12 protein-coding genes are annotated in these 13,699 nt (G+C 68.7%); 4 read left to right on the top strand and 8 right to left on the bottom strand.

The annotated features are described in order from the left end of the window. Window positions 1-738 precede the first annotated feature (738 nt). Window positions 739-1,197 carry an Lrp/AsnC family transcriptional regulator gene (locus DIZ26_RS25575; RefSeq protein ID WP_112245855.1) on the bottom strand — a complete coding sequence of 153 codons (459 nt, stop codon included), beginning with the start codon at window positions 1,195-1,197 and terminating at the stop codon, window positions 739-741. A gap of 105 nt (window positions 1,198-1,302) precedes the next feature. On the opposite strand from DIZ26_RS25575, the gene DIZ26_RS25570 reads away from it, so the two are divergent. Next, complete coding sequence (locus DIZ26_RS25570) at window positions 1,303-1,713, top strand: DUF2000 domain-containing protein (RefSeq protein ID WP_112245852.1); 411 nt, start codon at window positions 1,303-1,305, stop codon at window positions 1,711-1,713. A gap of 432 nt (window positions 1,714-2,145) precedes the next feature. Here the strand turns inward: DIZ26_RS25570 and DIZ26_RS25565 are convergent, their stop codons facing one another. Continuing rightward, entirely contained in the window at window positions 2,146-3,111 is a 966-nt protein-coding gene (locus DIZ26_RS25565; RefSeq protein WP_112245849.1) for an asparaginase, read from the bottom strand. Window positions 3,112-3,147: 36 nt separating this feature from the next. Between DIZ26_RS25565 and pcaD the strand changes: the two genes are divergently transcribed. Both pcaD and DIZ26_RS25555 read left to right on the top strand, forming a co-directional pair. Further along, the gene (gene pcaD, locus DIZ26_RS25560) at window positions 3,148-3,906 is read left to right on the top strand and encodes a 3-oxoadipate enol-lactonase (protein WP_112245846.1); all 759 of its coding nucleotides are present in this window, start codon (window positions 3,148-3,150) and stop codon (window positions 3,904-3,906) included. A gap of 96 nt (window positions 3,907-4,002) precedes the next feature. After that, window positions 4,003-5,934: a TIGR03960 family B12-binding radical SAM protein gene (locus DIZ26_RS25555; protein WP_112245844.1), complete on the top strand. Its 1,932-nt coding sequence runs from the start codon at window positions 4,003-4,005 to the stop codon at window positions 5,932-5,934. Here DIZ26_RS25555 and DIZ26_RS25550 read toward each other — a convergent pair. Both DIZ26_RS25550 and DIZ26_RS37980 read right to left on the bottom strand, forming a co-directional pair. After that, window positions 5,931-8,393 carry a glycoside hydrolase family 3 C-terminal domain-containing protein gene (locus DIZ26_RS25550; RefSeq protein WP_112245841.1) on the bottom strand — a complete coding sequence of 821 codons (2,463 nt, stop codon included), beginning with the start codon at window positions 8,391-8,393 and terminating at the stop codon, window positions 5,931-5,933. The two genes, DIZ26_RS25555 and DIZ26_RS25550, sit on opposite strands and share 4 nt — an antisense overlap. Window positions 8,394-8,472: 79 nt before the next feature. Beyond that, window positions 8,473-9,807: an HAD-IA family hydrolase gene (locus tag DIZ26_RS37980; protein ID WP_198676284.1), complete on the bottom strand. Its 1,335-nt coding sequence runs from the start codon at window positions 9,805-9,807 to the stop codon at window positions 8,473-8,475. Window positions 9,808-9,937: 130 nt separating this feature from the next. Here DIZ26_RS37980 and DIZ26_RS25535 point away from each other — a divergent pair, with 130 nt between their 5' ends. Then, entirely contained in the window at window positions 9,938-10,489 is a 552-nt protein-coding gene (locus DIZ26_RS25535; RefSeq protein ID WP_112245833.1) for a hypothetical protein, read from the top strand. On the opposite strand, the gene DIZ26_RS25530 is transcribed toward DIZ26_RS25535, so the two are convergent. From DIZ26_RS25530 to DIZ26_RS25515, 4 genes are all read right to left on the bottom strand, one after another. Next, entirely contained in the window at window positions 10,486-10,770 is a 285-nt protein-coding gene (locus DIZ26_RS25530; RefSeq protein ID WP_232828593.1) for a GNAT family N-acetyltransferase, read from the bottom strand. The two genes, DIZ26_RS25535 and DIZ26_RS25530, sit on opposite strands and share 4 nt — an antisense overlap. Window positions 10,771-10,848: 78 nt before the next feature. Further along, on the bottom strand, window positions 10,849-11,832 hold the full coding sequence (locus DIZ26_RS25525; RefSeq protein WP_112245830.1) for a GNAT family N-acetyltransferase: 984 nt from the start codon (window positions 11,830-11,832) through the stop codon (window positions 10,849-10,851). Between the two features lie 37 nt (window positions 11,833-11,869). Beyond that, the gene (locus tag DIZ26_RS25520) at window positions 11,870-12,748 is read right to left on the bottom strand and encodes a prephenate dehydratase (protein ID WP_112246091.1); all 879 of its coding nucleotides are present in this window, start codon (window positions 12,746-12,748) and stop codon (window positions 11,870-11,872) included. Window positions 12,749-12,787: 39 nt separating this feature from the next. After that, window positions 12,788-13,591, bottom strand: coding sequence for a lysophospholipid acyltransferase family protein (locus DIZ26_RS25515; protein WP_112245827.1), 804 nt, complete (start codon window positions 13,589-13,591; stop codon window positions 12,788-12,790). Between the last annotated feature and the right edge of the window lie 108 nt (window positions 13,592-13,699).

The following is a 13,699-nucleotide window of genomic DNA, read 5'->3' as shown; positions in this document are numbered from 1 at the left end:
CTGGCGAAGCTGTTGGTGCTGGGGGTAGTGCGAGCTCGGAGAAGCGGTCGGCGTGCGGGTTGTGGCGAGTTCGGAGAAGCGCTCGGTGTGCGGGTTGTGGCGAACCCGGTGAAGCTCTGGGCGCTGGGTAGTCACGAAGCTGTCAGCGCTGGGGTCGTGGCGATCCTGGCGAAGCTCTCGGCGCTGGCGGCAGTGCGAGCACGGTGAAGCTCTGGGCGCTGGGTAGTCGCGAAGCTGTCGGCGCTGGGGTGGTGGCGAGTCTGGCGAAGCTGTCGGCGCTAGGGGCAGTGCGAGCTCGAGAAGCGCTCGGTGTGCGGGTTGTGGAACCCGGTGAAGCTCTCTGCGCTGGGTGGTCGCGGAGCTGTCGGCGCTGGGGTCGTGGCGAGTCTGGCGAAGCTCTTGGTGCTGGGGGCAGTGCGAGCTCGGAGAAGCGCTCGGCGCACGGGTAGTGGCGAATTGGGGGAAGCGCTCGGCGTGCGGGTTGTGGCGAACTCGGAGAAGCGCTCGGCGTATGGGGCCGGCGAATCCGGAGAAAGTTGTCGCGCTGTGGGGCGAACCGGAGGAAGCTGTCGGCGTACGGGTAGTGGCGAGTTGGGGGAAGCGCTCGGCGTGCGGGTTGTGGCGAACTCGGAGAAGCGCTCGGCGTACGGGGCCGGCGAATCCGGAGAAGTTGTCGGCGCCGTGGGCGACCCGGCGGAAGCTGTCGGCGTGCGGGTGGTGGCGAGGTTGGAGGAGCTGTCAGCGGTCGGGGAGGGGCATGACCGTGGTGCGGCGGTGGTGTTCGAAGACGACTGAGCTGCGGATGTCGCCGATCTCTTGGCGCTTCGCCAGGTCGAGGACGAAATCGCGGAGGGCGGCCGTGTCCTTGACGGCGACGTGCGCGAGGAAGTCGGAGGCGCCCGAGACCATGAACATCGCGAGTGTCTGCGGCAGGCTCTGCACGTAGTCCTGGAAGGTCGTGGCGACTGCCATCGCCTGCGGGCGGAGCTTGATCGAAATGATCGCCTGGGTCGACCGGTCGATCGCCTGCAGGTCGACCTCGGCGTGATACCCGCTGATCACGCCCCGGTCGCGCAGCCCTCGGATCCGTTCCAGGCAGGTCGACGGCGCGATGCCGAGCTCGGCCGCCATCTCGCGGTTGGTGCGGCGCGCGTCGTTCTGCAGGAGCCGCAGCAGCGCCGTATCAAGTTCGTCCATATCCGCCAGTTTGGCACAGCGGCCGAATTTCGTTCGGCGCCCAAGAATTTCAGCCGCGCATTTGCCTACTCTTCACCACGTCAAACCGTGCACTCAAGGAGAGAAATGCTGGCGAACAAAATGGTCGTCGTGATCGCCGACGAGGCGCCGATCGGCGTCGCACTCAACACCGCCGCGCTGCTCGGCGTCGCACTCGGCCACCATCACGATGAGGTTGTCGGAGCGGATACCGTCGACGGCTCCGGCGCCGTCCACACCGGCATGTGCGCCCACCCGATCCCCGTACTGCGAGCAGCCGCCGAGCGACTCCATGAGCTCCGGATCCAGGCGGCGGCCCGCGACAGCGTGACGGTTCACGACATGAACCAGGTCGCGCAGAAATCCCGCACGTACGACCAGATGTCGGCCACCATCAGCGGAACGAAGGCGGAGGACATCGAATACCTAGGCCTCGCCCTCTACGGCCCACGCGCCACGATCGACTCGCTGACCGGCGCCCTCGCCCTCTACCGCTAGCTCACCCGGCGAACCCCAAGGCCGAAGCCGCAGCCGAACCCCGCAGCCGAGTCGCGCGGCCGAAGCCTGCCGCTGGAGCCGAAGCCGAGTCCTGCGGTCGAAGCCGATTCGCGCGGCCGAAGCCTGCCGCTGGAGCCGAAGCCGAGTCCTGCGGTCGAAGCCGATTCGCGCAGCCGAAGCCTGCCGCTGGAGCCGAAGCCGAGTCCTGCGGGCGAAGCCGATTCGCGCAGCCGAAGCCTGCCGCTGGAGCCGAAGCCGAGCCCCGTGGGCGAAGCCGAGTCGCGCAGCCGAAGCCTGCCGCTGGAGCCGAAGCCGAGCCCCGTGGGCGAAGCCGAGTCGCGCGGCCGAAGCCCGCCGCTGGAGCCGACGCCGAGCCCCGTGGCCGAAGCCGAGGCGCGCGGCCGAAGCCCGCCGCTTGAAGCCGAGGCTGAGCTAGATCGTTAGTTCGAGTTGGCCTACTGGGCGGCCGCCGCCGAGGACTGGCACTCTCAGTAGGGAGTCGGCTGCCGAGATGTCGACTCCGCACTTGGCGAGGAGGGTCAGGCCGAGTGCGGTGGTGGCGCGCGGGTTCCCGTCGATCACCTTCACCGCGACCGCGTGCCCATCTGGCGCGGCCATACCGATCACACCCTCGGCGCCACCCTTCGCGATGACGCCGGGGAGCAGGCGCATCACCTCGCTGTTCAGATGGCCTTGCCCGCCGACGAGGTACGGGTGCTGCCGCATCGCGGTCGCCACGCGGTTGTCCGGCGTACCGGCTGGTGCTGTCGCCAGGCGGCCGAAGGCTCGGGCCAGGCCGTCGAGTGGCATGCCGAGCAGGGGAGCGCCGCAACCGTCGACGGTGACGATGCCCGTTGACGCGCCGGTGAGGCGTTCGATCTCACCCGCGATCACCCGCTGCACGGGAGAATCGGCATCCAGGTAGGACGAAACATCATTGCCCATAGCAACGGTCGCCATCAGCATCGCAGCGTGTTTGCCCGAACAGTTCATCCGGACCCTTTCCGGTTCGATGCCCTCGGCAATCAAACGGAATCGGGTCGGCTCGTCCTCCGGTCGGTCCGGCGGGCAGCCCAGCGCATCGCGACCCAGCCCGACCGACGCCAGCATCCGGTCCACCAGCGCGACGTGCAGATCCTCACCCGTATGGCTGCCGGCCGCGATCGCCGCCTCCTCGTCCTCCAGCTCGGCCCCGGCCGCGATGCTCCCGACCGCCTGCAGCGGCTTGGCTGTTGACCGAGGCAACACCACCGCGTCGACCTGTCCCGCGGCGTACACCTGCGTCCCGTCCGGATCCAGCGCCACCGCCAGCCCGAAGTGCCGGCTCTCGACGAACCCGTTCCGCACCACCTCGGCCAGCTCGACGACTTGATCCAGGCCGGGGACACCGTTGCTCATGTGGCGCAGGCTAACAACGTCCGTAGGGTAGGAATCATGCGACTCGACTATCAGGTGAGTGGACCGGAGAAGGCGCCCGTCGTCCTGCTCGGTACGTCGCTCGGGGCGACGCGGGCGATGTGGGCGCCACAACTCGAGACCCTGTCGGAGCGGTTCCGGGTGATCGCCTTCGACCATCGCGGCCACGGCGGCTCCGAAGCGCCGCCTGGGCCTTACTCGATTGAGGACCTCGGCGGTGACGTGGTCGAGCTCCTGAACGAGCTGCTGGTGGAACAGGCGGCGTACGTCGGGATCTCACTCGGCGGCGCGGTCGGGCTCTGGCTGGCCGAGAACGCGCCCGACCGGTTCAGCCGGTTCGCGCTGTTCTGCCCACCGGCGTACCCGGCGACGGGCGCGCAGATGTGGACCGACCGAGCGGCCCAGGTTCGCGCCGAAGGCACCAAGGCGATCACCGAGGCGACCCTGAAGCGCTGGTTCCTGCCGGAGTACGCCGATGCGCATGCCGACGAGGTCGAACAGATCCGCCAGCAACTTCTCAACACCTCCGACGAGGGCTACGCCGCCTGCTGCGAGGCACTCGGCGCGATGGACCTGCGCGACAAGCTCGGCGACATCACCGCTCCCGTCCTCCTGGTCACCGCCGAGGGCGACACCTCGATCCCACCGGAAACCGTCGTCCCGCTGGCCTCACAGATCCCCGGCGCCCACCTCGAGATCATCCCGGACGCCGCCCATCTGGTCACCTACAGCCACCCGGACCTCATCAACCCCCTTCTCCTCGCCCACCTGACCTGACCGAGAGAGCAGATTGAGCCGTCCCCGCAATGATGGGCGCAGGGGAGGGCGGAGTTAGGCTGGTAGGCGCTTTGACCTCGAGCTGGAAGTTCTGTGATGACTGTTGAGTCCTTGTTCCCCCGCCTGGAGTCGCTGCTGCCCACTGTGCAGAAGCCCATCCAGTACGTCGGGGGTGAGCTCAACTCGGTCAGCAAGGACTGGGACTCGGTCAGTGTCCGCTGGGCGCTCATGTACCCGGACGCGTACGAGGTCGGCCTGCCGAACCAGGGCGTCCAGATCCTGTACGAGGTGCTGAACGAGCGCGAGCACACGCTCGCCGAGCGCACGTACGCCGTCTGGCCGGACATGGAAGCGGTCATGCGGGAGCACAAGATCCCGCAGTTCACGCTGGACAGCCACCGGCCGGTCCGGGCGTTCGACGTGTTCGGGATGTCGTTGTCGACCGAGCTCGGCTACACCAACATGCTCAACGCGATCGATCTCGCCGGGATCCCGCTGTACGCCGTGGACCGGACCGACGAGGACCCGATCGTGCTCGTCGGCGGCCACAGCGCCTTCAACCCCGAGCCGATCGCGGACTTCATCGACGCGGCCGTACTCGGTGACGGCGAGGAGATCGTGCTCGCGGTCTCCGAGGTGATCCGGGAATGGAAGGAAGAGGGCGAGCCGGGCGGCCGGGACGAGGTGCTGCTGCGGCTGGCGAAGTCGGGCGGCGTCTACATCCCGAAGTTCTTCACCGTCGACTACCTCGAGGACGGCCGGATCAAGCGGGTCGCGCCGAACAAGCCCGGCGTACCGTGGCGGACCGCCAAGCACACGGTGATGGACCTGGACGCCTGGCCGTACCCGAAGAAGCCGCTGGTGCCGCTGGCCGAGACCGTGCACGAGCGGTACTCCGTGGAGATCTTCCGCGGCTGCACCCGGGGCTGCCGGTTCTGCCAGGCCGGGATGATCACCCGGCCGGTCCGCGAGCGCAGCATCACCACCATCGGCGACATGGTCGAGAACGGTCTCAAGCAGTCCGGTTTCGAGGAGGTCGGCCTGCTCAGCCTGAGCTCGGCCGACCACAGTGAGATCGCCGAGGTGGCCAAGGGCCTGGGCGACCGGTACGAGGGCAGCAACGTGTCGCTGTCGTTGCCTTCGACAAGGGTCGACGCGTTCAACATCACGCTGGCCAACGAGTTCTCCCGCAACGGCCGGCGCAGCGGTCTGACGTTCGCCCCCGAGGGAGGCTCGGACCGGATGCGCAAGGTGATCAACAAGATGGTCAGCGAGGAGGACCTGATCCGCACGGTCGCGGCGGCGTACAGCCACGGCTGGCGGCAGGTGAAGCTGTACTTCATGTGCGGGCTGCCGACCGAGACCGACGAGGACGTGCTCGCGATCGCCGATCTGGCCAAGCGGGTGATCGCGACCGGCCGCGAGGTGACCGGGCGCAACGACATTCGTTGCACGGTGTCGATCGGCGGGTTTGTGCCGAAGCCGCACACGCCGTTCCAGTGGGCCTCGCAGCTCGGCGTCGAGGAGACCGACGCGCGGCTGGCGAAGCTGAACTCGGCGATCCGCTCGGACAAGAAGTACGCCAAGGCGATCGGCTTCCGGTACCACGACGGCAAGCCGGGCATCATCGAGGGACTGCTGTCGCGCGGTGACCGCCGGGTCGGCCGGATCATCGAGCGGGTCTGGCGCGACGGCGGCCGGTTCGACGGCTGGAGCGAGCACTTCTCGTACGAGCGCTGGATCGCCGCCGCCGACACCGCACTCGCCGACGAGCCGGTGGACCTCGCCTGGTACACCACCCGCGAACGCGAGTACGCCGAGGTACTGCCCTGGGACCACCTGGACTCCGGCCTCGACCGCGAGTGGCTCTGGGAGGACTGGCAGGACGCCCTCGAGGAGGACGGCGCGATCGAGGTCGAGGACTGCCGCTGGACCCCGTGCTTCGACTGCGGCGTCTGCCCGCAGATGGGCACCGAGATCCAGATCGGCCCCACCGGCAAGAAGCTGCTACCGCTGTCCGTGGTCTAGCGAACCGTCAGCCGCAGCGTCGCGGCAAACGACGTGGACGACGTTCCGACGTGCAGCTCGAAGTGGCCCGGCTCGACAACCAGCGAACCGGCAGCGTTCACCAGGGCAAGGTCTTCAGCCCGTACTACGAGGCGCACGGTGGCCTTGGCTCCTGGCTTCAGCGTGACCTTCTGCGCGCCCTTCAGCTGGATCTCTGGCAACGCCACGGATGCCGTCACATCGGTCACGTACAACTGCACGACCTCAGTACCTGAACGCTTTCCGACGTTGGTGACCTCGACCTGTACTTCGGTCTGCCCCGACCGGCCGATGCGTGCGGCGGTCAACCGCGGCTTGCCCCAGGAGAAGGTCGTGTAGCTGAGCCCGAATCCGAAGGGATACAGCGGTGACCCGGGCAGATCCAGATAGCCGTCCGAGTGGAACCGCGAGCCTTTCTGGTTGTAGTACATCGGCAACTGGCCGACGCTGCGCGGGAACGTCACCGGCAACCGGCCACCCGGCTCGGCTACCCCGAACAGGACGTCGGCGACGGCCCGACCGCCTTGCTCACCAGGAAGCCAGGCCTCGAGGATCGCCGGGACGTGTTCGGCCGCCCAGCGCACCGACAGCGCCCGCCCGTTCACCAGGACAAGCACGACGGGGGTTCCACTCGCAGACACTGCTTCGAGCAGTTCCTGCTGCACCCCGGACAGGTCGAGACTGGAGACGTCGGCGAGTTCGCCGTTGGTGCGTGGACCGAGATAGCCGCCTTTGGTCTGCTCGCCCAGCACGACGATGGCCAGCTCGGACTGCTTCGCCGCTTTGACAGCCGCGGCGAACCCGGACCGATCGTCCCCAGTCACCTCGCAGCCCTTCGCGTAGCTGATCGAGCGCGAGCCCGCGACGGCCCTGACTCCGGCCAGGATCGACGGTACGTCGTGCAACTGCGGAGCAGCCGCGTAGTCCCCGAGCAGGTTTTGGGCATCGTCCGCGTTCGGGCCGATCACGGCGATCCGCCGTACGCCGGGCTTGATCGGCAGCAGGCCGCCCTCGTTCCGGAGCAGGACCATCGACTCGCGCGCCACCCGGGCGGCGATTGCCCGATGCGACGGCTGGTTGACGATTCGCTGCGCCCGCTCGGCGTCGACATACGGATTGTCGAAGAGCCCGAGGGCCTGTTTGAGGGCGAGCACCCGCGTCACCGCTCGGTCGAGGAAGCGCTCGGACACCAGGCCGCGTTCGATCGCGATCTTCAGCGAGTGCAGATAGGCGTCGCGCCAGCCGACGTTGATGTCCAGCCCGGCCTTTAGGGCCAGCGCGCCAGCCTCGACGTCGTCGGCGGCCACGCGGTCGCGGGTCAGCCCGTCGAACCCGATCCCGATCACCGCGCCGGCGAACCCGAGTTCCTCGCGGAGAAGCCCGGTCAGGTACTCCGGGGAGCCGTGCACCGCGATCCCGTCGATCACCTGCTCGCTCGCCTCTGTCATCAGCGCACCGGCTGCGAAACCGGCGCGCCACGGCGGCAGATGGACGGAGCGGAGTTCCCGCTCGCCGAGTTCGATGGCTGACCCTTCCAGCCCGCCGACGTTCGGCGACTCGAGCGGGAACGTGCACAGGGAGGCGATCACTGCGTCGTCCGCGCGCAGGTCGTCGCCCTGCAACGCGGGAACCAGCGACGCGACGTACTGGCTGGTGAGCCAGGGATCCTCGCTGAACGACCAGATCGCCCGGCCGTAGCGGGGATCGCGGGTGAGTTCGGCCATCACCGTGCTGACGGCGTGGATGCCTACCGCGCGGGCCTCGGTGGCGACCACGGCGAAGACCTGCCCGATCAGCGCAGGGTTCCAGGTCGCGCCGAGGCCGAGTCCTTCGGGGAAGACGGTCGAGCCGGGGCCGACCGAGCCGTGCGTACCCTCGCTGAGCTGCAGCAAGGGGATGCCGAGTTCGGTGCCGAGGGCAATCTTCTGCAGCGCGTTGTGCCGGAGTGCCTGTTCGCGTGGGGTCTTCGCATCGGGCAGCGGGAAGGATCCGAACAGCGATTCGTTCACTAGGCCGAAGAAGCCGCCGCCCGGACCGAGTTTGAGGTCACCGACCTCCACGCCGCCCCGGACGTACTTCTCCTGGTTCTCCGGTGTCCCGGTCGGGTCGGTCGAGTCGTCACCGTGCAGGAACTGCGGCAGTACCACCGGGATGTTCAGCTGGGCGATCTTGTCGGCCGGCGACATCCGGCTCAGCAGCTGCCTGATCCGCCCGAGGTCGACGCCGCGGGGGAGCGGTCCGGACGACTGCGCAGCCTGGGCGACCTCGACCTCGACCTCGGCCTCGGTCTCGGCCCCGGCGCCGGCCTTGGCGCCGCCGGCCGACGCGACAGAGCCGGCCGTCGGGATGACAGAGCCGGCCGTCGGGACGACAGCGCGGGCCGACGCGACGATGGCGAGGGAGGACGCGACGAAGCCACGGCGACTGAGTGATGGAGGCATGCCAGGGAGTCTGCCGAGCGATCTTCACCATCGCGTCCGACCGACGGCTCACCTCGCCGACCATCGGTGGATTCTGTTATCAGCCCTTGGTCGACGAGACCGTCAGGACGACCTCGCTGAGGGGCAGGTCCGCTGCGCTGCCCAGCACCAGGTCGGCATGCCTCACAGCCTCGGCAGCGACGAACGGGTTGGGAATGGCGACCGTCCACATCCCCGCGGCTGCGGCTGCGGCCGTGCCGTGGGCGGTGTCCTCGACGGCGACCGCCTGCTCGCCCTTCAGCCCGAGCCGCTTCAGCGCCAGTTGGTAGATCTCCGGATCCGGCTTGTGCCGCGACACCTCGTCGCCGGTCACGACGAGGTCGAACAGGTCGAGGGCGCCGACCCGGGTGAGATGGCCGGCCACCCAGTCGCGGTCCGAGCTGCTGGCGATCGCGACCTTCAAGCCGCCTGAGCGCGCCTCGGCGATCCAGTCGCGGATCCCCGGCAGGAAGTCCAGCTCGCGATGCAGATCCTCGCGGTACGCCGTACGCCGCGCCACGCTCTCGTCCCGATCGAACGACGGCCCGACCGCCTCGGCCAGCTGACTGAGGTGTGACTCGAAGGTGTCACCGCCATGACCCGGCCAGAACCCGTCGTCCAGATCCAGTTCGAGCCCGTGATGCCGCCACTCCGCCTGCCAGCTCGCCACCAGCGTCGTCTCGGTGTCCATCAGCAACCCGTCGAAGTCGAACACCACCGCCTCGATCAGCACGTGCACGAGCCGGGCCACCAGCCGATGAATCTCGCCCGCCGTCAGCCCCAGCCAACCGAGGTACGCGCGAATCCCGCCGTACTGCGAATCCACGTGCGCCAGCGAGTCCAGGATCGTCTCGGGCATCGTCCGCCGGAACGGGTCGCCGTCCTGCAGACCGAGCCGGATCTCGCTCACCGCATAGTCGGCCGCGATCACGTCGCGCGGCACCCCGGCCAGCTCGAGCAGCAACGCGATCAGCAGGCCGGTCCGGTCCTTGCCGGCCTGGCAGTGCACCACGACCGGCAGGCCGACCGGCGCCTCGGCGACGGCACGCAGTACCTGCACGATCTGTGCGCGGTTCCGCCCGAGGCTGCCGCGATACACCTCGGCGAGGTCGGGCGTCGGCACGAACTCCTGGTCGCGGACCGGATCGATCCAGGGGATGTGCCGGTACGCCGGATCGCCCGCGAGCGGGTGAGGCTCGGAGAGCTCCCAATCCGACCGGAGATCGAGCACGAGCCCGGGTCCGAGGTCGGCGACGGCGGCCCGTCCCGCATCGTCGAGCAGGTGCAGCGAGTCGGTCCGGATCACCGCCCCGGCCCGCGTCCGCCCGCCGTACCGCGTCGGCAGCCCCCCGACATCCCGGGCATTCGAACAACCACTCCAGTCCAGGTGAGTCACCCCCGCTAGCCTATTACTCCTCGGGGGCCTTCGTCGGCCGACCAGGTGCGCCGCTCCGGATTCGGGGCCTCAGGCAACTAGTTGGGCCGGGCGAGGAGAATTGCTGCGAAGTGCGAGGGGAGGGCGACCGATGCGACGTGAGGTCTCAGTGCCGTTCGAGGTCAGGGGCGAGCGCGGGCTGATCAACGTCCGGGTGCAGCCCAACGACGACCCGTGGGCGTCCGGGCACCGGCTCGTCGTACCGGGGCTCGACGCGGAAGCGTTCCGTGGGTTCCCGATCTGCCTGGCGACGCTGCGGTACTACGGGCAGGGACTCAACGCGATCATGGGCTGGGTGCAGGTGATCACCAGGAGCTTCGACGGCGACGTGTCCGTCGACGTACTCCCGTTCCTCGCCGAAGCCGGACCGCTCTACGCCTACGGCTACCTGCCCACGTTCTTCGACGCCCCGGCCAACCCAGGGCACCCCGACGGCGAGTGGCACGCCGACACCTTCCTGGTGATCGCCCCCGACGTCATCCACACCCGCGCCCTCGAACCGATCGCCGCCTTCAGCTGGGGCTACCGCATCGTCGGCGGCCACCCGGACACCCTCGACCCCGTACGCCGAGACCCCACCGACTGGTCCGGCCATCACGACGTACTGAGCGCGGCCTACCCGTCTTGGAAGTTCCTCCGCTAGCAGGCCCGTTCCCAGCTGCTGCGCCGATCGACGGCACGAAAGCCGAGCTGTTCGTTCACGCGGATCATTGGGCCGTTCTCCGGCGCGTTCCAGGTGTGCAGCACGGCGGGACGGTCGAGGCCGGCCTGCAACGAACGCAGGTTCGGAACCTTCACCGCCATGCCGAGCCCCTTACCGCGATGCTCCGGCCAGACGAAGGTGTCCCATTGGTAGAGCCGGCCGGGCTCGTCGCCCGCGCCACCCATCTGCGTGTACGCCGCCAGCCGGCCGTTTCCGTCCACCGCCACCGTGGTGTGACAGAACCGCCCTCTTGCTCCAGTTCGCCATGCGGCGTATCACGAGAAGCCCCTACCTTCGGGTCAGTCGAGAGTGGCGACCCAGACTTGCTGGTGTTCGACCGGGCGGAAGCCCAGTTGGGTGTTGACCGCGATCATCGGGGTGTTGGCGATCGCGTTCGTGGTGTGGATCGTGGCGGGTCCGGCGATGCGCGCCTGCAAAGCCTGCAGGTTGGCGATCTTGAGTGCCAGACCGAGACGTTGCCCGCGATGTTCGGGGCGGACCAGGGTGTCGTGCTGATCGAGGCGGTCGGGCTGCTGGGGCTTGCCGGTCAGTTCGGTGTAGCCGGCGAGAGTTCCGTCCGGCGCGATGGCGACCGTCGTACTGGTGAGGTGACCGGCCGTACGCCGACGCGCTTCGACCGAGCGGAGGCGTTCGGGCGTCCAGCGCTTCGCCTCGATCTCCAGGTCGTCGAGGGGGACCTCGTCGTCGATGAGGCTGAGCAATCCGCAGTACTGCTCGACGTACTCGTCCGGGCATCCGTTCGGCCAGGTGGCGAGGGAGTAGTCGCGGTGGTGTTGAGCGACCTCGGCGGCCATCTCGGCCAGGCCGGCCACTGGAAAGTCGAGCACCTGGTGCAATGCGGCGTACTGCTGAGTGAATCCGCGCGCTTCGGCGAAGGCGGGGCCGGCGCCCGGGCCCTCGCCGTACGGGCTGAATATCTCGCACAGCAAGGCGTTTCGGCCATCGGCGAGACCCGCGGCCTTCGCTGCGTCCAGCAGCGCCGACCCAGTGCCCTGCCTACGATGTCCGGCCTCGACGCCGAGTTCGGCGACGAGCAGTTGCCGGTTCTCGGCCAGCGACCACGTCAGCCACGCGCCGCCGACAACCTCGGCGTCTTCGACAGCCGCAAGACAACTGAACCTGTACTCCGCGGGCGGCGACTCCACCAGCTTCCACGCCTCGTCCGCCGGGATCGCCGAGGGGAACTCCCGCCGGGACGCGGCCTGGATCACCGCGTACGTGGCCCGGAACAACCCCTGCTCACCGACGCTGACGATCTCCATCCCACGACCGTACGCAAGCGGCTCTGGCAACCGAGTGTCAGTGGTGGGGGCGGAGGGCTCGGTTGGCGGCCGGTTCGGCGATCTGTTCGCGGAAGGGGTGGGCCGGGTAGACGCCGAGGAGGCGGACCTCGACCGAGAAGAAAGCGAGCTCCTCCAGGGCGAGCGCGACGTTCGGGTCCTCGGGGTGGCCTTCGACGTCGGCGTAGAACTGGGTGGCGAAGAACGAGCCGCCGAGCTGGTAGCTCTCCAGTTTCGTCATGTTGACGCCGTTGGTCGCGAAGCCGCCCATCGCCTTGTACAGCGCGGCCGGCACGTTGCGGACCCGGTAGACGAAGCTCGTGATCGTCGGCCCCGAACCCACCGGCGGCACGTGCGGTTCGCGGGACAGCACCAGGAACCGGGTCGTGTTGTGGTGCTCGTCCTCGACATCGCGAGCCAGGATGTCCAGTCCGTAGAGCTCGGCGGCGGCGAGCGGCGACAGGGCGGCGATCGTCGGGTCCTGCAGCTCGGAGACTTCGCGCGCCGAGCCGGCCGTGTCATCGGCGACGACCGTCGACCAGCCGTGCTCGCGGATGATCTTGCGGCACTGCCCGAGCGCGTGCACGTGACTGCGAACGGTCCGGATCGACTCGATCGACGTCCCCGGCGTCGCCATCAGCTGGAAGTGGATCGGCAGGAAGAACTCGCCGATGATGTGCAGCCCGGAGTCCGGCAGCAGGTGATGGATGTCGGCGACCCGGCCGGCGATCGAGTTGTCGACCGGGATCATCGCCAGCCCGGCCCGCCCGGTGCTGACCGCCTCCAGCGCGTCCTCGAACGTTGTGCAGGGCAACTGTTCCCGCTCGGGGAACATCTCGGTGCACGCCATCGCCGAATTGGCCCCTGGCTCACCCTGGTACGCGATCGGTCCGTCCACGGTTTCCCAGCCTAGCGCCATGCTGTCTCACCCTCTGGATCAGGTGTCCGACTTGCGGACCTTCTTCGGGGCGCCGGTGGTCGCCCGGCCCTCCAGCGCCTTGGCCTTGGTGGCGTACATGTCGACGTACTCCTGGCCGGACAGTTCCATGATCCGGTACATGATCTCGTCGGTGACGGCCCGCAGGATCAGCCGGTCGCCTTCCATCCCGTCGTACCGCGAGAAGTCCAGCGGCTCGCCGAACTTGACCGTCGGGGAGGCGAGCGAGGCGACGATCTTGCCGGGCGGGGCGACCACGTCGGTCCCGATCACGCCGCACGGGATCACCGGCACCTTGGCCTCCAGCGCCAGCCGGGCGACGCCGGTCCGGCCCTTGTACAGCTTCCCGTCGTGCGAGCGGGTGCCCTCGGGGTAGATGCCGAACAGGTCGCCGCGCTCGAGCACCTTCATCCCGGCCCGGATCGCGCCCTCGGACGCCGAACCGCCGGACCGGTCGATCGGCACCTGGCCGGTGCCCTTGAAGAACCCGCGCTGGAAGGTGCCCTTGATCCCGGCACCGGTGAAGTAGTCGGACTTGGCGACGAAGGTGACGCGGCGGCGCAGTACCAGCGGCATGAAGATCCAGTCGGCGTACGACAGGTGGTTGCTGGCGATGATCGCGGGGCCGGTGACGGGGATGTTCTCCGCGCCCTCGACCTTCGGGCGGAACAACCGCTTCACCGGCGGGCCGACGATCACGTGCTTCAGCACCCAGTAGATGCCCTTGCCGTCGCCTTCACCAGGGTCGTCGACTCCGGTGGTGCGGTCCGGTTCGGGCCGCGGCGACTGCGCCGGTTCCGTCATCGATGTCCTCTCCTCACGTTCCCCGAGCCCTCATGATGCCGTACGACGCCCGGTAGGCGCGTGGCCAGCGCGGCGATCGCTCGCGGAACTTGTGCGGGGACACGCGTC

Source organism: Kribbella monticola (assembly GCF_003261635.1).
GTDB lineage: Bacteria > Actinomycetota > Actinomycetes > Propionibacteriales > Kribbellaceae > Kribbella > Kribbella monticola.
This window is presented reverse-complemented; position numbering and strand designations above follow the sequence as displayed.